Source organism: Streptomyces sp. NPDC060209, from assembly GCF_042728155.1.
Classification (GTDB): domain Bacteria; phylum Actinomycetota; class Actinomycetes; order Streptomycetales; family Streptomycetaceae; genus Streptomyces.
The window spans coordinates 12,871-30,629 of the sequence record NZ_JBHWZS010000043.1 but is presented as its reverse complement, the minus strand read 5'-3'; the positions used below and the strand labels follow the sequence as shown (position 1 = coordinate 30,629).

General features: G+C 71.7%; 18 protein-coding genes. 7 read left to right on the top strand and 11 right to left on the bottom strand.

Going from position 1 to position 17,759, the window contains the following annotated elements; all coding sequences use genetic code 11:
• The first annotated feature begins 251 nt into the window (after window positions 1-251).
• Window positions 252-1,559: a sensor histidine kinase gene (locus ACFWFI_RS11665; RefSeq protein WP_387388072.1), complete on the top strand. Its 1,308-nt coding sequence runs from the start codon at window positions 252-254 to the stop codon at window positions 1,557-1,559.
• A complete protein-coding gene (locus ACFWFI_RS11660) occupies window positions 1,556-2,221 on the top strand; it encodes a response regulator (protein ID WP_387388070.1) in 666 nt (221 codons plus the stop codon). Before ACFWFI_RS11665 ends, ACFWFI_RS11660 begins: the two co-directional genes overlap by 4 nt.
• Here the strand turns inward: ACFWFI_RS11660 and ACFWFI_RS11655 are convergent.
• A complete protein-coding gene (locus ACFWFI_RS11655; protein WP_387388068.1) occupies window positions 2,182-2,478 on the bottom strand; it encodes a DUF6332 family protein in 297 nt (98 codons plus the stop codon). The two genes, ACFWFI_RS11660 and ACFWFI_RS11655, sit on opposite strands and share 40 nt — an antisense overlap.
• 173 nt (window positions 2,479-2,651) lie before the next feature.
• Between ACFWFI_RS11655 and ACFWFI_RS11650 the strand changes: the two genes are divergently transcribed.
• Entirely contained in the window at window positions 2,652-3,068 is a 417-nt protein-coding gene (locus tag ACFWFI_RS11650; RefSeq protein ID WP_387388066.1) for a MarR family winged helix-turn-helix transcriptional regulator, read from the top strand.
• A 130-nt stretch (window positions 3,069-3,198) separates the two neighbouring features.
• Here the strand turns inward: ACFWFI_RS11650 and ACFWFI_RS11645 are convergent, their stop codons facing one another.
• The 3 genes from ACFWFI_RS11645 to ACFWFI_RS11635 all read right to left on the bottom strand — a co-directional run bounded on the left by ACFWFI_RS11645 (window position 3,199) and on the right by ACFWFI_RS11635 (window position 5,644).
• Complete coding sequence (locus ACFWFI_RS11645) at window positions 3,199-3,951, bottom strand: maleylpyruvate isomerase family mycothiol-dependent enzyme (protein WP_387388064.1); 753 nt, start codon at window positions 3,949-3,951, stop codon at window positions 3,199-3,201.
• A 24-nt stretch (window positions 3,952-3,975) separates the two neighbouring features.
• Window positions 3,976-4,341 carry an SCO4225 family membrane protein gene (locus ACFWFI_RS11640; RefSeq protein WP_387388062.1) on the bottom strand — a complete coding sequence of 122 codons (366 nt, stop codon included), beginning with the start codon at window positions 4,339-4,341 and terminating at the stop codon, window positions 3,976-3,978.
• A gap of 79 nt (window positions 4,342-4,420) precedes the next feature.
• The gene (locus ACFWFI_RS11635) at window positions 4,421-5,644 is read right to left on the bottom strand and encodes an MFS transporter (RefSeq protein ID WP_387388060.1); all 1,224 of its coding nucleotides are present in this window, start codon (window positions 5,642-5,644) and stop codon (window positions 4,421-4,423) included.
• Window positions 5,645-5,765: 121 nt separating this feature from the next.
• Between ACFWFI_RS11635 and ACFWFI_RS11630 the strand changes: the two genes are divergently transcribed.
• A complete protein-coding gene (locus ACFWFI_RS11630) occupies window positions 5,766-6,980 on the top strand; it encodes an ROK family protein (RefSeq protein WP_387388058.1) in 1,215 nt (404 codons plus the stop codon).
• Between the two features lie 89 nt (window positions 6,981-7,069).
• Here ACFWFI_RS11630 and ACFWFI_RS11625 read toward each other — a convergent pair whose 3' ends face one another.
• Window positions 7,070-7,651: a DUF4865 family protein gene (locus ACFWFI_RS11625; RefSeq protein ID WP_387388057.1), complete on the bottom strand. Its 582-nt coding sequence runs from the start codon at window positions 7,649-7,651 to the stop codon at window positions 7,070-7,072.
• A 10-nt stretch (window positions 7,652-7,661) separates the two neighbouring features.
• The gene (locus ACFWFI_RS11620) at window positions 7,662-8,240 is read right to left on the bottom strand and encodes a TetR/AcrR family transcriptional regulator (RefSeq protein WP_387388056.1); all 579 of its coding nucleotides are present in this window, start codon (window positions 8,238-8,240) and stop codon (window positions 7,662-7,664) included.
• A 199-nt stretch (window positions 8,241-8,439) separates the two neighbouring features.
• Here ACFWFI_RS11620 and ACFWFI_RS11615 point away from each other — a divergent pair, with 199 nt between their 5' ends.
• A complete protein-coding gene (locus ACFWFI_RS11615) occupies window positions 8,440-8,736 on the top strand; it encodes an SHOCT domain-containing protein (RefSeq protein ID WP_387388086.1) in 297 nt (98 codons plus the stop codon).
• 105 nt (window positions 8,737-8,841) lie between these two features.
• Here the strand turns inward: ACFWFI_RS11615 and ACFWFI_RS11610 are convergent, their stop codons facing one another.
• Both ACFWFI_RS11610 and ACFWFI_RS11605 read right to left on the bottom strand, forming a co-directional pair.
• Entirely contained in the window at window positions 8,842-9,369 is a 528-nt protein-coding gene (locus tag ACFWFI_RS11610; protein ID WP_387388055.1) for an ATP-binding protein, read from the bottom strand.
• A 213-nt stretch (window positions 9,370-9,582) separates the two neighbouring features.
• Window positions 9,583-9,942, bottom strand: a complete 360-nt coding sequence (locus tag ACFWFI_RS11605; RefSeq protein WP_387388053.1) for a hypothetical protein — start codon at window positions 9,940-9,942, stop codon at window positions 9,583-9,585.
• A gap of 239 nt (window positions 9,943-10,181) precedes the next feature.
• Here ACFWFI_RS11605 and ACFWFI_RS11600 point away from each other — a divergent pair, with 239 nt between their 5' ends.
• Window positions 10,182-11,315 (top strand): L-cysteine desulfhydrase Cds1, encoded by a 1,134-nt coding sequence (locus ACFWFI_RS11600; protein WP_387388052.1) that lies wholly within the window; start codon window positions 10,182-10,184, stop codon window positions 11,313-11,315.
• Window positions 11,316-11,346: 31 nt separating this feature from the next.
• Here ACFWFI_RS11600 and ACFWFI_RS11595 read toward each other — a convergent pair whose 3' ends face one another.
• Together ACFWFI_RS11595 and ACFWFI_RS11590 are read right to left on the bottom strand one after the other, a co-directional pair.
• Entirely contained in the window at window positions 11,347-11,781 is a 435-nt protein-coding gene (locus tag ACFWFI_RS11595) for an SRPBCC family protein (RefSeq protein ID WP_387388050.1), read from the bottom strand.
• A gap of 70 nt (window positions 11,782-11,851) precedes the next feature.
• Window positions 11,852-12,682 carry a DeoR/GlpR family DNA-binding transcription regulator gene (locus tag ACFWFI_RS11590; protein WP_387388048.1) on the bottom strand — a complete coding sequence of 277 codons (831 nt, stop codon included), beginning with the start codon at window positions 12,680-12,682 and terminating at the stop codon, window positions 11,852-11,854.
• Window positions 12,683-12,909: 227 nt separating this feature from the next.
• On the opposite strand from ACFWFI_RS11590, the gene ACFWFI_RS11585 reads away from it, so the two are divergent.
• Window positions 12,910-15,324, top strand: a complete 2,415-nt coding sequence (locus tag ACFWFI_RS11585) for a hypothetical protein (RefSeq protein ID WP_387388047.1) — start codon at window positions 12,910-12,912, stop codon at window positions 15,322-15,324.
• Here the strand turns inward: ACFWFI_RS11585 and ACFWFI_RS11580 are convergent.
• The gene (locus ACFWFI_RS11580) at window positions 15,294-17,726 is read right to left on the bottom strand and encodes a right-handed parallel beta-helix repeat-containing protein (RefSeq protein ID WP_387388046.1); all 2,433 of its coding nucleotides are present in this window, start codon (window positions 17,724-17,726) and stop codon (window positions 15,294-15,296) included. The two genes, ACFWFI_RS11585 and ACFWFI_RS11580, sit on opposite strands and share 31 nt — an antisense overlap.
• Between the last annotated feature and the right edge of the window lie 33 nt (window positions 17,727-17,759).

Below are 17,759 nucleotides of genomic sequence, written 5' to 3'. Positions count from 1 at the left end.
GCGGCGCGTACGGGACCCGGCGTCCCGCGCGCCCGGCACCGGGAGTGGCCAGGGGTTCCCACGCCCGGCACCGGGAGTGGTCATGGCGTCCACACCCGGCAGCAACGGGAGTGGCCAGGGGCACCCGTGCGGCGTGGGGGCAATGCCGGGGCGGTGGCCTTCCCGCCGGGACGTGTACTCCGCAGGGAGTACGCGGGATCACCACGCCCGGCTGACGTGCACCAGGGGGCCGCGCGTCTAGCGTGGCCGGTATGCAGGATCAGCGAGCGCACCCGGGTGCCGGCCCTCACCCGAGGCCTGGTGGCCGATGGGCCGCCCACGGGCCCCCGTGGCGCGGAAGACACGGCGGCTGGGAGATGCCGGGCGGCCGGGGGAGCCGCGGCGACCGGCTGCCGTGGCTCTCGACCGTCGTGGTCGGCGTGATCGTGATGGTGGGTACCACCGTCGCCGCGCACGGTCAGGATCGAGAGCCGCTGGGCATCGTCGCCCGACTGCTGCTGCTCGCCGCGGTCGCCGTGCTGCTCGTGCGCCACCGCCACCCCGTTCTCGCCGTAGCCGGTACGTCCGCCGCGACGCTCGTGTATCTCGCGCTGGGGTATCCGTACGGCCCGGTCTTCCTCGCCGTCGCCGTCGGCTGCTTCGGCGCCATCGTGTCGGGGCACCGCAAGGCGGCCTGGTGCTCGCTGGGCACGCTGTGGGCGGGGCACCTGCTCGCGGCGCACTGGCTGTACCGATGGCTGCCGCCGGACGGCGACGGTCCTGCCCCCTGGGCACAGGAGGCGTTCGTCACCGCCTGGGTCGTGGCGATCGTCGCCGCGGCGGAACTTCTCCGGGTGCGCCGCGAGCAGTGGGCGGCGGCCAGGGCGGAGCGGGAGGCCGCGGAGCAGCGGCGGGCCGACGAGGAACGGCTGCGCATGGCCCGTGAACTCCACGACGTCCTGGCCCACAGCATCTCCGTCATCAACGTCCAGGCCGGGGTCGGGCTGGCCCTGCTCGACTCCGATCCCGAACAGGCACGCACGGCGCTCACCACGATCAAGTCGGCAAGCAAGGAAGCGCTCGGCGAGGTGCGTCAGGTGCTGGAGAACCTCCGGACTCCGGGCGATGCACCCCGCGCCCCCGCCCCAGGCCTCGACCGCCTGCCCGAGCTGATCGACCAGGCCGCCGGAGCGGGCCTCACCGTGACCGTCGAGACGGACGGCGCGCGGGGGCCGGTCCCGCCCGGTACCGACCTCGCCGCCTTCCGCATCGTGCAGGAGGCCCTGACGAATGTGGTCCGGCACTCCGGATCGCGTACCGCACAAGTCCGGATCGCGTACGGCGGCGCGCACCTCGGGCTCCTCGTCGACGACGAAGGGCCCGCGACCGGCGACGATGCCGGAGGCAGTGGCAACGGGCTCGTCGGAATGCGTGAGCGGGCCGCGGCGCTGGGTGGAACGATCGACGCGGGTCCCCGGCCCGGCGGCGGGTTCCGGGTCACGGCGGAACTCCCGTTGCGGCCCGGCCGGGAGGGCGGTCCCCCCGCACCCGAAGGCTCGGAAACGGAGGACACGTCGTGATCCGCGTACTGCTCGCTGACGACCAATTGCTGGTCCGGGCCGGTTTCCGGGCGCTTCTGGACGCCCAGCCGGACATCGAGGTGGCCGGCGAGGCCGCCGACGGGGCGGAGGCCGTACGTCTGGTGCGGGAACTGCGCCCCGACACCGTGCTCATGGACATCCGGATGCCGAAGCTGGACGGCCTGGCCGCGACCCGTGCGATCACCGAGGACCCGGCCCTCCGCGAGGTGAAGGTGGTCATGCTCACCACCTTCGAACTCGACGAGTACGTCTTCGAGGCGATCCGGTCGGGAGCCTCCGGATTCCTGGTCAAGGACACCGAACCGGACGAGTTGCTGCGGGCGGTGCGAGCAGTGGTGGGCGGGGACGCACTGCTGTCGCCGGGAGTCACCCGCCGGCTGATCGCCGAGTTCGCGGCCCGCTCCAAGGAGCCCGCGGCGGCGACGGTCCTCGATGAACTGACCGAACGTGAGCGGGAGGTCATGGCCCTGGTCGGCATCGGGCTCTCCAACGAGGAGATCGCCCGCAGGCTCGTCGTCAGCCCGCTCACCGCCAAGACCCATGTCAGCCGGGCCATGGTCAAGCTGGGTGCGCGGGACAGGGCGCAACTCGTCGTGCTGGCCTACGAGTCGGGGCTCGTTCGTCCTGGCTGGCTCGGCTGAACGGGCGGTAGACGCCGCTCCTCGGCCGCGCGGGGGAAACGCCACAGCACATGGACGACCCGGGCGGCGAACGCCACTGCCCCGAGTACGGCCCCGGCCCGGAACAGCATGTGTTCGGCACCGTCCGACAGGTCGAGGAGCAGGGCGGGGAGGAAGACCCCGGCGAATGTCGCCGCGGCCACCAGGGCCGCGCTGACCAAGGCATAGCCGATCTCGACGGTCATCGCGTCCCGATCCGCCTGAGTGCGTCGTGACATGTCCGGAGTGTCACAGGGGTCGTGGCCGACGGCAAGTGCGCCTTTCCGTTCCGTGCATCCGGATCCGTGCATCCGGATCCGTGCACGCTGCAGTTCCGTGCACCAGGAAGTGGGTATGCGTGTGCATCTATTGCGGATGCATGAACATCTCGCTCCTCTGCTAGCGTGCCGTCATGGCAGCGAAGAAGTCCGATCAGGCGCTCGTCGGCGAGTGGCGCGAGATGCTCGCGCTGCACGCCAGGACCCTGGCCGAGCTCGATCGGGCCTTGGACCCGCACGGCCTGGGAGCCAGTGACTTCGAGGTCCTGGACGTCCTCGCGGAGGCTGCGGCGGGTGGCGGCGGTGCCTGTCTGCGCGTTCAGGAGATCGCTTCGCGGGTCCATCTGAGCCAGAGCGCGCTGTCGCGTCTCGTGGCGCGGCTGGAGAGGGACGCCCTCGTGCGCCGCGCGATGTGCAGCGAGGACCGCCGAGGCGTACGTGTCGAGCTGACCGATGCCGGCCGGGCTCGCCACGCGGAGGCCGGACCCGTTCAACGGGCGGTGCTTTCCAGGATGCTGAACCCGCCGGAAACTGAACCAGTCCGGAACTGAACCAGTCCGGAACTGAACCCACCGGAAACTGAACCAGGCCGGACGCTGAACCCAGCCGGGGTCTGAACGGACCTGGACCGGACCCGGACCGGACCCGGACCGGGACCGGCCTGGCCCGGCCGGCCTCGCATCAGGACCAGACGACCGCCGAGTTCTCTTCCCACAGCCCGGCGACCGCGCTGTCTCCCGACAGGTCGAGGGACGAGAGCGGCAGGCGATTCCACAGCACCAGGAAGAGCTCCTCGGCCGTGCCGCTCAGCGTGCAGTCGGCGGGCGTGTCCAGGGCGTCGGCCCCGGACACCGTGAGCGGCGGTTCGACCGACAGTCGTACGGTCCACACCGCGTCCGTGTCCACGGCCCGCACCCGGAGTGTGCGCGGGGACTCCGTGCGTACCCGGCTCTTGGCGCGGGCGTGGAAGCCGGCAAGCAGTTCGTCGATGCCGTCCACCGCGTGCGGTGTTGTCACGGATGTCAGCGGGCCGCCCCGCGCCGACTCCGCGTCCACCCGGTGAATCCTGGTCTCGTGCGCCTGCCGGCGCGCCCAGAAGGCGAGCGGGGAGGGCGAGGGGAAGACGGTCCAGCAGTCCAGGTCGGCCGGGGCGGCCCGGAGCGCGTCGACCAGGAGGCGGTGGCCCTCGGTGAACCGGTCGAACAGCGCGTCGCCGTCCAGGTCGGGCTCCTCGCGCGCAGGGTGGTACGTCCGGTGACCTTCGACGACGAACCCGGTTGCCCAGCGGTGCACCATGCAGGTGTGCTTGAGGAGATCGCGTACCCGCCATCCCGGGCAGGTCGGGACCGGGGCCTCCGGCCCCGCCTCACGGGCGGCGGAGGCGAGTGCGCGGCCTTCTTCGGCAAGGGCGGTCAAATGCTCCGGGATCTCCACGCCGGCGATTGTGCCAGAGCGGTGTCAGGCGCCCTGGGGATGCGCTGAGCGGCCACGGCGGGGGCCTCGGAGCAGCCGTTGGAACCAGCCGAGCGCACAGGCCTGGACGAGCACCGACACCACCAGGGAGAGATAGACGAACCAGGTGGGGCCTCCGGCGTCCGCACCGGCCATCGAGCTGCCGAGGAGGAAGACGAATACGGTCGGCGCGGCGAGGAAGAACAGCCAGACACCGGCGAACGACGCGTCCTCGTGGGACACGAAAAGCGTGTCGACCGCGACGAACACCGTGACCGCCAGTACGAGGCCGAGGTAGATCCGCGAAGTCGTGTTGCCGAAGGTCAGGCGTGCCAGCGTGCGCAGTCGCCGCGAGTTCGTCAGGTGGTTCATGTCCGCTCCCCGTGAATGGCTGATGCTTCCATGGTGCGCCGGAGGGACTGGTGGCGCCTGAGTACGACTACTCAATCGTTCAGGCGTTCGTCGCGTTGCGGGCCGTGTAGCCCAGTACCGCCGCCGTGGCGGCGAGCAGCGTCACCGTGGTGAGGGCCACCGGAAGGGAAAACCAGTCGGTGAGGAAGCCGATCACCGGCGGTCCCAGGAGCATCCCGCCGTAGCCCAGGGTCGACGCGGCGGCCACCCCGCTGGGGCCGGCCAGCGCGCCCGCCCGGCCGACCGCGACGGGAAATATGTTGGCCAGGCCCAGACCGGCCACGGCGAAGCCGAGCAGCGCGAGCCAGAGGGCCGGGGCCAGCGCGCCGAGCAGCATCCCCGCCGCCGCCGTAGCCCCACCCGCCACGAGCGTTCGTGTCTGCCCGAATCGTTCGAGGAGTGCGGTGCCGGTGAGCCTGCCGATGGCCATCGTCAGTGCGAACAGGGAGTATCCGGCGGCGGCGGGGCCGGGGGAGGCTCCCAGGTCCTGGCTGAGATGCAGTGCGCCCCACTCGGCAAGCGCCCCCTCGCCGTACGCCGTGCAGAGGGCGATGACGCCGAACAGGATCACGATCCGGCGCGCGTGGGTGCTCATCCCCTTCGGCGGCTCCGGAGCGTCCGCCACCCGCTGTTCCACAGGGGGTGCGGCAGGCCCGCTGCGCATGAGCACCGGGCCGGTCACCGCGGTGACGAGAAGCCCGATGCCCGTGAGGGCGACGAGATGCGTCCCCGGGGACAGGCTGCCCGCGACCAGCCCGCCGAGGCCCGCGCCGGCCATGCCGCCGAAGCTGAACGCGGCGTGGAAGCTCGGCATCACCGGGCGCCGCAGCGCGGTGACCAGATCGACGGCCGCGCTGTTCATCGCCACGTTCAACCCGCCGTACGCGGCGCCGAAGATCAGGAGGACGAGGCCGAGGGTGAGAGCCGAACCCATCTGCGCGGGAAGGGCGATGCTCAGCGACAGCAGCACGCCGCAGACCACGGTGACCGCATGGCTTCCGTAGCGTCGGCAGAGCCTGCCGGTGAGCATCATGGTGATCACCGCACCCGCGGAGACGCCGAGCAGGGCGAGTCCGAGAGTGGAGGCGGTGGCCCCCGTCTGGTGCTTGATGGCCGGAATACGGACCACCCAGCCGGCGAAGAGGAAGCCGTCGAGGGCGAAGAACACGGTCAGGGCGGTACGGAGGCGGGCCGACGGGAGTGGGACGGTGTCTCCGCCAAGTCCCCCCGACGGGACCGTCCGCATTTTGTTTACGCGCGGCACAAATTCAGCATAGAGTCGCCCCGACGGCGTACGCAAGGCCGCTGCCCCGGTGACCGGCCGGTGAACGGTGCGGGATGCCGGAGCGTCGGCAGCGGCTCCGGATCATGGGAGACTCGCCCCCATGAACGGCAAGTCGACCACCACACGGACGAAGTTGGAGAGGGGCCGCAGCGCGCTCGGGCCCGCCCTGGAGCTCGTGCACACAGGGCGCGCTCCCACCCGTGCCGTGCTGACCTCCGAGCTCGGCGTCACCCGTGCCACGGCGGGTGCGGTGGCCGCGGAGCTCGAGGCGCTCGGGCTCATCAAGGTCGACTCCAGCCCGGGCTCCGCCGCCGGTTCGCAGGGCCGCCCCTCGCACCGGCTGTCCGTCCGGGACGGCGGGCCCGTGGCTCTCGCGGCCCAGGTGCACTCCGACGGCTTCCGTGCCGCGCTCGTGGGGCTCGGCGGCAGGATCGTGGCCACCGCGCCCGGCTGCGTCGCCGTCATGGCCGATCCCGCCCAGGTCCTCGGGGAGGTCGTCGAGGCCGGTGCCCAACTCCTGCGCGAGAGCGGGCTGCGCTGCGTCGGCGCCGGGCTCGCCGTGCCCTCGGCCGTGGCCGAACCCGAGGGAACGGCGCTCAACCCGCTGCACATCGCCTGGCCGGCCGGGTCGCCGGTCCGGGAGATCTTCTCCGCCTGCGTGCGCGCCGCGGGGATCACCGGTCCCGCGTTCACCGCCAACGACGTCAACCTCGCCGCCCTCGCGGAGCACCGGCACGGCGCCGGGCGTGGTGCCCAGCACCTGCTCTGTGTCGCCACCGGTCACCGGGGCGTGGGCGGCGCCCTGGTCCTGGATGGCCGCCTGCACAGCGGGAGTTCGGGACTGGCCCTGGAAGTCGGACATCTCACGGTGAACCCCGAGGGCCGCCCCTGCCACTGCGGCGGAAGAGGCTGCCTCGACGTCGAGACCGACCCCCTGGCCTTCCTCACCGCCGCCCGCCGGGAACCCGGCCCCGAGGAGTCGCTGCTCAAGCAGTCAGGCGACCTGCTGCGCACGGAGTACGGCGACCCCGATGTGCGGGCCGCCGCGGAGGAGCTCATCGACCGGCTCGGCCTCGGCCTCGCCGGGCTGGTCAACATCCTCAACCCGGACCGCATCATCCTGGGCGGACTGCACCGCGACCTCCTGGAGGCCGACCCCGAACGACTGCGGGCCGTGGTCGCCGACCGCAGCCTGTGGGGCCGCAGCGGCAGCGTGCCGATCCTGTCCTGCACGCTGGATCACAACAGCCTGGTGGGCGCGGCCGAAATGGCCTGGCAGCCCGTACTCGACGACCCGCTGGCCGCACTGGCCTGACCGGCGAGTACGGATGAGGAGGTGGTCGTGCGCGTCGCACCCTCCGAGCTCCCCGGCGGGGATGTCCCCGAGGGCCGTACGGACCAGGTTCACCACTGCTTCCCCCGCGCAAGCCGGTCACGCTCCGGCGACGACAGGTGCAGTACCTCGTAGCGGTCGCCCGGCACCTGGGGCGGCTCGTGTTCCCAGAGGGTGAAGTGGAGCAGCTCCCAGTGGCGCGGGTCGACGGCCAGCGCCGTGGCGACGGCTCCGGGTGCGGAAGCCAGCCGGCGGCTCTCCTCCAGCGCCGCCTCCACCGCGTCGGCCGGCCGGACGGTGTCCGTGATCCGCTCGCGGCGGCGGACCGCGGTGCGGGGAAGCGTCTTCGAGGCCGCTCCCTCCTGGTAGGCGAGTCCGGTCCAGTGCTGCACCACCGGGCGGCCGAAGTCGTCGACGATGCCCTGGAATCCGGGCCCCCAGAGGAAGGTGTTCATGCCCTCGGGGGCCGACCACAGATACAGAGGGGCGTACTGGTTGACCGGTGAGGTGTCACCGCGTTCGCGGATCAGGTACGCCTTCAGACCCAGGCCCGGGAAGTCGTCGAGGAGATGGCCACGGGTCGCGACCCGCCTGCGGACGATCTCCATGTCGTAGTCGGCGGGAAGGGTGATCTCGTACTGCATGGCGTGCATCGCGTATTCCTCAGGCCGGGCGGGCTGATGTGGTGTGCGGGGCGAGAAGGGAGAGCAGCCCCTGGACGGCAGAATCGAAGGCGGCTGTCGATCCGGACGCGCGGGCCAGGACGTAGCCGCCCTGGACCGTGGCCACGACGGCCGCCGCGACATCCTCGGGTGCGATGCCGGGGGAGAACTCGCCCTGGTCCAGGCCCTCCTGGAGGATCTCGGCGAGCCGCCCCCGCAGCCAGCCGATCGTCTCGTCCACGGGGGCCCGCAGCGCGTCGCTGGCCACCACCTCGGGGTCCATCGTCAGCCGGCCCACCGGGCAGCCCCGCAGCACCTCGCGCTCGCGGAGCAGATAGGCCGAGATCCGCTCGTACGCCGGTCCGGGGCCGTCCAGCAGGCGCCCGGCCGTCTCCCGCATCTCGGCGGAGGTGCGGAGCACGGCGGCGAGCGCGAGATCGGGCTTGCCCGCGAAGTGGTGATACATGCTGCCCTGACCCGCCCCTGCCCGATGCTGGATCGCCTTGGGGCTGGTGCCCACATAGCCGCGCTCCCACAGGAGCTCCTGGGTGGCCTCGATCAACCGGTCCGGAGTGCTCATGAGGTCACTGTACATACCAGTAGGTACAGAATCTGCGAGATCCGGCACATCGCGGGAAGCAGGCCCCGTGCCTCGGCGTACTCCTACCGCTGTACGCGTACTGCCGCCACCCGTACGACGCTTCCGACCCCCTCCAGGACACAGGCTCGTAGGTGACAGGAACGCACGGATGGAACCCCTGACCGAGGAGCTGACCGAGATGAACACCCTGGCGAACTCCCCAGGACCCGGACCCTGGATCCTCTTCTTCCCGATCATCTGGGCGGCTGTCGCCGTCGGCGTCATCGCGCTGCTGCGCCGCACCGTGTGGCGTGGCCGCCGGGCTCCCTGGCAGCCGCACGGTGTCCGCCGTGGCGGCCCCGTGGGCGAGCACTCGCCGATCGACCTCCTGGGCCGGCGGTTCGCCGCGGGGGAGATCGACGAGGACGAGTACTGGCGGAGGCTCTCCGTCCTGGACGAGCCCTACGGCCGCTACGACAAGGACGGCCCGGAGTGACCGCCGCAGGATGCCGGGCCAGAGGTTGCGACGCGAGAGGAACGGGGCGCGTCGATCGCGAGTGGATCGACGCGCCCCGGTGCGCTGTGCGCGGCCCCGTTCCCGTCAGCCGACGACGGCCGACCGGGCCCGAGTCCGTGCTGCCGTCGGCTCCATGAACCCCGCGACGTCCGAGCCGAACGGGCCGTCGGTCGTCGACCCGTACACCGGGAGGGAATGCATGGCGGCGGTGGTGAAGGACGGTGCGGGCAGGGTGAACCAGATGATCTTTCCCGCGTCATCGCTCGGTCGTACGCCCCAGCTCTCGCTGACCGCTGCGATCATCGCCAGCCCGCGCCCGGAGGTGGCGGACGAATCGGCATCGCACACGGTCGGCAGCCGGGGGTCGTGGTCGTGGACGGAGACCGTCAGCCGGTCGAGCAGCAGCTCGATCTCGACGGTGCATGATTTGTCCGGCTGTGCGTGCCGGTGGACATTGGTCAGCAGTTCTGTGACGCCGAGCGCTGCATGGTCGATCAGAGGATCGAGATGCCAGTAGCGCAGTTGCGCCGAAACGATTCTGCGGACCTGACCGATCCGCGACGGCAGGGCCTGGAGCTCCACCGCGCAGTGCCTGCTTGGCTCGCTGATCACGGCTGCGACTCCCCGAAATTGGTCCGGAAGAAGACGAAGGAACGGATCCAGCAGATGGCTGACTGCTGTTTCTGGTCATGCGTGGTCCGCCCTGCGTGGCTCCCGGCGGGGCGGCTTTCGCTGTCACCGCCGGTACACCATCAGTGACGTGTGACCAGCGTGACCCAGGGGGTTGGGCTCCGCAACTCGCGGTGTCCGTGCCGGACCGCAGTGTCAGACCCGCCGTCCCGCCGCACCCCGCAGCGCCTCCAGGAATCTGCGTACCGGCGCGGCCCCGCCGGGCCTGCGGTTGCGCTGGCCCATGGTCAGCCGATACCGCACTCCGTTGATACGGGCGACCGCCGAGTCGGCGGCCAGGAACCACGGCTTCGCGCTCACCGCCGTCACCGGGGCACTGGCGATCTCCCGCCCGTTGCTCGTCAGCAGCGCGATCCGGCCGTCCTTGACGATCACTTGGCCGGCCCTGGTCAGCGACCGCGCCCACCGCTGGATCCTGACATCGCTCGCGCGGAACTCCACCGTGCCGAACTCCGGCGCACCAAAATCCGCAGGGCTGAATTCTGTCTCGGCCATGGCTACTTCGCCCCCCTTGTACCGGCTTCTGCAAGTCTGCCCGCGGACAGGGCTCGTGCACCAGGCCTCATCACCACCGATTCCGGCCCGGCGTCCGGCCGGGTCCGCCTTCGGGGCGTGGGAGCCCGGGACGCCTGGGCCAAGGGAGGGCTATGGGCCGTCAAAGTAAACGTTTGTGCAGGTGGGGGGAATATCGTGGGTCCCACGAAGTACCGCCCGTCACCCGAAGGAGACCGCTGATGGACACCGGTGAGCACACACCCGGCGGTGGCGTCATGGAGACCGTGGACATCGACCGGAGCGATCCGGACTACCGGGCCTGGCTCAAGGAGGCGGTGCGCAAGGTCCAGGCGGACGCCAACCGCTCCGCGGACACCCATCTCCTGCGTTTTCCGCTGCCGGAGCACTGGGGCATCGACCTCTACCTCAAGGACGAGTCGACGCACCCGACGGGCAGCCTCAAGCACCGGCTTGCCCGTTCGCTCTTCCTCTACGGGCTCTGCAACGGCTGGATCCGCCGCGGCAAGCCGGTCATCGAGGCGTCCAGCGGCTCGACCGCCGTCTCGGAGGCGTACTTCGCGAAGCTGATCGGTGTGCCGTTCGTCGCGGTGATGCCCCGCACCACCAGCCCCGAGAAGTGCCGGCTCATCGAATTCCACGGTGGTCAGTGCCACTTCGTCGACGACTCCCGCCGGCTGTACGAGGAGTCGGCGGCCCTCGCGGCCGAGACCGGCGGACACTACATGGACCAGTTCACCTACGCCGAACGCGCCACCGACTGGCGGGGCAACAACAACATCGCCGAGTCGATCTATCAGCAGCTCAGGCTGGAGCGGTACCCCGAGCCCGCCTGGATCGTCGCCACCGCCGGCACCGGCGGTACCTCAGCGACCATCGGACGCTACGTCCGCTACATGCAGCACGACACACGGATCTGCGTACCCGACCCGGAGAACTCCTGCTTCTTCGACGGATGGACCCGGAACGATCAGCTGGCGACCGCCGACTGCGGCTCACGCATCGAAGGCATCGGCAGGCCCCGGATGGAGCCGAGTTTCGTGCCCGGAGCCATCGACCGGATGATGAAGGTGCCCGACGCGGCCAGCGTCGCGGCGGTCCGGGTGCTGGAGCGCGCCATCGGCCGCAAGGCGGGCGGCTCGACCGGCACCGGGCTGTGGAGCGCCTTCAGGCTCGTGGCCGAGATGGTGGAGAGGGGGAGCACGGGAAGCATCGTCACGCTGTTCTGCGACCCGGGCGACCGCTACCTCGACAAGTACTACTCGGACGACTGGCTGAGCGAGCAGGGCCTGGACATCCGGCCCTACACGGAGACCATCGACCACTTCCTGGCCACCGGTACCTGGCCCTCCTGAACGGACGAGAGGTGAGGTCCCGCAAACAGGGTCAGTCCTCCAGAAGAACGCCGAGCTCGCGGGAGAACACCCGCCGGCCGGCGGTCGCCAGCAACGGATCGACCCAGCGGGGCAGTAGCCTCACGCGCAGCTCCTCGACCCAGATCACATGCGAGCCCGAACCGGTCGGGCAGACGTCGATCGACGCACGGCCGCGCACCACGGAACCGCGCTTCTCCAGCCGGCACAGCCCCGCCCGCCCGGCTGCGGGCGGGGTCCAGCGCACCACTTCCATCGGATCGTCGAAACCCAGCGGCCCCATGCCCGTACGGGCCACGAAGACCGTTCCGGTCCGGGTGGGCATGCCCGTCGGCACGGTGACCGACGTGAACGGAACGGTCCCGCCGTGCCGCTCCCAGTCGGTCACCCGTCGCCACGCCTCGGCGGCGGGCAGAGGCGTGAAGCGCTCGATACGGAATACGGCCACAGCCCGATCCTAGGACGTCCGGCGCCCGTGAGTGCCGGAGCGGAAGGCGCGGACGCCACCCGGCGGCGGACTACTCGTCCGACGACCCGCCCGCCACCACCAGGCCCGGCAGGTGCTCCTCGATCTCCTGCCTGGCGGCGTCCGGCAGACCCGCGTCCGTGACGAACGCGTCGACCTCGTCGAGCGCCGCGAACGAACTCAGCCCCACCGTGCCCCACTTGGTGTGGTCGGCGACCACGACGACACGCCTGGCCGCCCGCACGAAGCGGCGGTTCGTCTCGGCCTCCGCGAGATTCGGCGTGGAAAGACCGGCCTCGACCGAGATCCCGTGCACGCCGAGGAACAGGACGTCGAAGTGGAGCGAACCGATCGCGCGGTCCGCGACCGGTCCGACGAGAGAGTCCGAAGGCGTACGGACCCCGCCGGTCAGGACCACCGTGGCCGCTCCGGCCCGCGCCCCGCCCGCCGTCGTCGGACGCTGCGCGCCATGGAACACATCGGCGACCCGCACCGAATTCGTCACCACCGTCAGCCCGGGTACGTCCAGGAGATGACGGGCCAGTGCGAAGGTGGTCGTGCCACCGGAGAGCGCGATCGCGCTGCCGGGCACCGCCATCGCGGCCGCGGCGCGTGCGATGTCCTCCTTGGCGCTGAGTTCCAGCGTCGACTTGGCCTCGAAACCGGGTTCGTGCGTGCTCGCCTCGACGACCGGGACGGCTCCGCCGTGCACCTTCTCGATGACGCCCTGACGCGCCAGGGCGTCCAGGTCCCGGCGGATGGTCATGTCGGAGACGCTCAGCTTGCGGGTCAGCTCGTTGACCCTGACCCCGCCGCGCTTACGCACATCGTCGAGGATGAGCGCGCGCCGCTGCTCCGCGAGCAGGTTCTGATTCTCGCTCAACGCCGGGCCCCGGCCCTTCCCTCTGTCCGCACGGTCCGGCAGCGGTCCTGCGGGACGCCCTCATCATCCCACGCACCCCCGCGGGCCGTCCCACTGGGGAGATTCGGTGAGAGCCGCTGCGTCGGGCGGCCCCGTCGGCGATGGTGGTGACTGCGCATCAGTTCAGATCCCAGCCGTCCCTTCCCGCCGGCCGCGAGCCGGACGGACCAGAGAGCGAGCCACCGACATTGCCCCCTGCACCCCAGGCCGAGTCCGCCCAGAGCAGCGGCGCCGCACTGGAACTGCTCGTCCACGGTGTCGGCGGAGCCACCCCGCAGGAGATGCTCGGTGACCCGCGTACGACCAGGATCACCGGTGACGCCACGGCCGCCGTGTACCGGCGCACCGAGGACGTCGGTGCCGAACAGCACCCCGAGCGCCACCGCGACGGACCCGTCGCCGAGGCCTACTGCTGGTCCAACCTCACCTCGGGCAACGGCTCCCGGGCCCTGTGGCTGCTGCTGCTCCCCTTCATGGTGGTCAACCTCGCCCACTGGATGAGGCCCGCCGCGCAGGGGCGCACCCAGGCGGTCCGGCTCTACGGGGTACTGGTGCGGCTCGTCGCCCTCAGCCTCACCGTGCTGCTGACCGCCGCGGCCTGCGAGGTCGCCCTCGACCTGGTGGCCTGGCAGTGCGCCGGGACTCCCGACTGCTCCGTACAACGCTCCTGGCTCGGCTTCCTGTCCACCCGGCAGGACGGGTGGTTCGCCCAGCCCGGACGCCGCCTCGCGGTCGCCGCGCTCGTGCCCGCCGCGCTCGTGGGACTGCTCTGGTACCTGTCCAACCGCACCTGGAGCGCCTACGAGTCGCAGCGCCCCCTGACCTGGGACGAACCGGACAGCACGGAAACGGACGCAGGCGCCGACGAGGACACGGACGTGGTGGCGCGGTCCGGCGCCCCTCTGGTCCGTCCGGCCCTCGGCAGGCCCGGCTTCTGGTACGGACGCAGGCTGGTGGCCCGTCTGCGTGCGGCGCACACCGCGGCCGGATTCCTCACGGTCGCGGCCGCGGTCGGTGTCACGGCGGCCCGGCACGACCGGTCCGCCGACGGCCCCGTACCCGCGGTGGCCGGCGTCCTGTTCGAGGCCGGCATCGTCCTGTGCGGACTCGTCGTCGTCGCGGTCGTCTGCCACCGGGGGCGCAGCGAGCGACGCCTCGACAACCAGGTCGACCGGGCCGTCACGACGTTCCTGCCCGGCACCGCACTCGCCCTGCTGCTCTGCGCGGTGGTCTACTCCGGCTGGTCACGTCCCGCCTGGGTGTCATCGGGCGCACTCCCCGGAGAGGCCGTCTTCCGGGCACTCACCCTCGGCCAGGGCCTGCTCGTCGTCGTACTCGCCGCGGTGGCCCTGAGCCTCTACCGGCGCGCCCCCGAGCCGCGCACCACCCTCCACGGCCTCGGCGGCCCCGCCGTGGCCATGCTCGCCTGCGCCCTCGGCGGTGTGATGACCGGCGGGATCGCCCAGCGCGTGGCCGACTGGCTGGACGGTCCCGGAACCCCCGGCATGGGCGCGGGTGCCGACATAGAGGGACCGCCCGTGCTCCTCAGCTGGCAGGCATCCGTCATCCCGGTCCTGCTGCTGCTCGTGCTCCCGCCCGTCATCTGGCTGGCGGTCCGCACCGTGCGCCGCGCCCGCCGGATGGGGCCCGGGATCGAGGCGGAGTACGGGGAGAAGCACCCCGAACCCGGACGGACCCGGCGAATCGCGCGCACGCGTGCCACCGCCGCACTCACCGATGCCGCCCCCGGGATCCTCGGACTGCTCTCAGCCGCCACCCTGCTGCTCGGTGCCGCAGCGGTGACCGGTTCCTGGCTCACCGGCGAGGTCCCCGGCCTCGCGACGGACGGCACGGGCCCCTTCGTCGAATCGCTCGCCGAGGCGGCCCAGTCGACCGGATCCTGGCTGACCGGATTCGGCGTCATACTGTTCGTCACCTGGGGCCGTCGTGCCTACCGTGACGTCTCCGCCCGGCGCACCATCGGCATCCTCTGGGACGTGGGTACGTTCTGGCCGCGTGCCGCCCATCCCTTCGCGCCGCCCTGCTACGCGGAGCGGGCCGTCCCCGACCTCTCGTCCCGGATGTGCGCCTGGACGGGGAAGACCCGCGGCAGGCTCGTCATCTCCGGCCACTCCCAGGGCAGCGTGCTCGCCGCGGCAGCGGTGTGGCAGCTCCCCGACCCGGCCCGGCGCCGGGTCGCGCTGCTCACCTACGGTTCCCCGATCGAGCGGCTGTACGGGCGCTGGTTCCCGGCCTACTTCGGCCGGGTCCCCCTCGAAGGGCTGGAGCGATCCGTGCACTGCTGGCGCAATCTCTGGCGTTCGACGGATCCGATCGGCGGCCCGGTCCTGATCGACGAGGGGCAGGGCCACGAAGTGGACCGGGGCCCGCTGAAGGACCCGCTGGTCTACGGACGCACCGCCGAACACCCACTGCCGGAACCGATCCTGGGACATTCGGACTACCAGGCCGACCCGGCCTTCGCCGTCGAGCGCGCCGCGCTTCTGGAACGGCTCGGGCCCGTCGTGCCCCAGCAGGCGGGCGGGGACGCGGAGGACCGGGGCGGCGTCGCTCAGGGCAGTGCCGGCAGGTCCTCCGGATAGAGCATGGTCAGGTCGTCCGTGCTCGGCTCGGGGAGCTGGGCGACCCGGCCCGCATGCCGCTCGACCATCGACTCGAAGGTCTGACGCGCCGTTCGGCCGTTGCCGAAGGCGGGGCCCTTGGGCAGCGCCGTGAAGTACTTCAGCAGCGCTTCCCCCGTCCCCTCCGCCAGGCTGTACTCGTGCTCGTCGGTCTGCTGCCCGACGATTCGCAGCAGTTCCTCGGGCTCGTAGTCGCTGAAGGTGATGGTCCGCGAGAAGCGGGACGCCACACCGGGGTTGACGGTGAGGAAGCGATCCATCTCGTGCGTGTACCCGGCGACGATCACCACCACGGCGTCGCGGTGGTCCTCCATCAGCTTCACCAGCGTGTCGATGGCCTCCCGGCCGAAGTCGCGGCCGGAGTCCTCGGGCGACAGGGCGTACGCCTCGTCGACGAACAGGACCCCGCCGCGCGCACGGTCGAACGCCTCCTGGGTGCGGATGGCCGTGGACCCGATGTGCTCGCCGACCAGGTCGACGCGGGACACCTCCACGAGATGGCCGTGCTCCAGGACACCGAGCGAGGCCAGGATCTCCCCGTACAGCCTGGCGACCGTCGTCTTGCCCGTGCCGGGGGAGCCGGTGAAGACCAGGTGCCGGCGCACCGACGCCGCCTTCAGGCCGGCCAGCCGGCGGCGGCGGCCCACCTCGATCATGTCGGTCAGCGCCCGCACCTCGCGCTTGACGCTGTCCAGGCCCACCAGCGCGTCCAGCTCTCCCAGCACGGCGCCCGAGTCGCGCACCGGCTCGGTGGGGGCCGAGGGGACGGTGGCGGGCTCGGCGGTCCGCTGCCCGGGCATCGCGCCGAGCAGCCCGGGCGTCGTCTGCGTCGCAGTCAGGACCGCGGGGGGCGGGGGAGTGACGCCGCGCAGACCGCTCTCGTCGCTGGTGCAGTCCTGTGCCACCGGACCACCCGCGTGCCCGTCGCCGCCGGAGCCGTCGGCGAATTCGTAGCCTCCGCGTGCGCACCGCTCGGTCCGGCACCGGGTCAGGGTGGACCGGCAGCCGTCCATCACATGGAAGCCGTAGCCCTCGCTCCCCGTGACCCGGCAGCTGTCGAAGGTCCCCCGGCCCTCGGCGGAGACGTAGAAACCGGCCTCCGCGGGAGAGGTGACCGTGCACCTCTCGATGGTCGGATCGGCACCCTTGGTCACGATGACCCCGGTCTGTGCCGCGTCGATGGTGCAGTTGTTCAGCGTGCCGCCGCTGCCGTGGTCACGGAACCACGCTCCGGTGGACGCCTCACGGATCCGGCAGTCGTCGAGCTGGGCGGTGGCACCGTCGCTGACCGAGACCGCCGTGTTGCGGATCTGGGACAGATCGCTGTCCACGACATCCGCGCGTGAGCCCCGGTCGAGGACGAAGAGGGCGTCGGGCACGTCGTGGACGCGGCACGAGTCGAGTATCACCGTGGCCCCGTCGCTGACCCACACCGCCGGATAGTCGCCCGTGCTGTCGTGGATCTCGCACTGGTTGGCGTCGACACGGGTGCCCGGGTCCCAGACCGACAGGCCGTTGCGGCCGAACCTGCGGACGGTGGAGCGCGTCAGGGTGAGCACCGAACGGGACCGCAGGTCGACCGCGTTCTCCGGGATGTCGTGGATGTCGCAGTCCGCGAGCGTGAGGACCGCGTCGGTGTCCAGGGTGACCCCGTCGGCGGACGTGCGGTGCACGGTGCAGTTCGTGAGATGCGCGGTACCGCGGGAGGTGACCTGAACCCCGCTGCCCTTGATCTCGTACACCTCGCAGCCCACCGCCTCCAGACCGCTGCCCTCCCCGGTCACGCTCAGTCCCGCGCCGGACGAGTGATGCACACGGCAGCGCTCGAGGCGCGGGTGCGCGCCGTCGCGCACAGAGACACCGGACTGCCCGGCGGAGACGATCTCGCACTCCTCGAACACGCCGCCCGCGCCGTCGAGTACGGCGATGCCCACGCCCGCCGGGTTGTCGACCGTGCAGCGGCGCACGGTGGGCCGTGCCGCGCCCCGCACCTCGATGCCGGCGGCCGACCTGGTCACGATGCGCAGATCCGAGAGCTCGGGAGCGCCCTCCTCGACGAGCAGCGCGGGGGCGGCCGAGTCCTGTCCCTCCACATGGAGGTCCTGGACGACGGCGGAGGCGCGGACGGTCAGGGGGACGCCGTCGGCCGGCGCGATCCGCACGGAGCCGGCGGACCCCTCGGGGCCGCGCAGTGTCACCGCGCGGTGGACGACGAGATTCTCCCGGTAGGTGCCGGGGGCGATGGTGAGGACGTCACCGTCCGCTGCGGCCTCCAGGGCGGCGGAGAGGGAAGCGTATTCGCCCGTACGGCGCCGCCATCGCGATGTGCCGGTGTGCGTCACCTGGACCGTGCCCTGTGCCATGGTGCTGCTGTGCCCCCACCTCGTGCCGTGTGC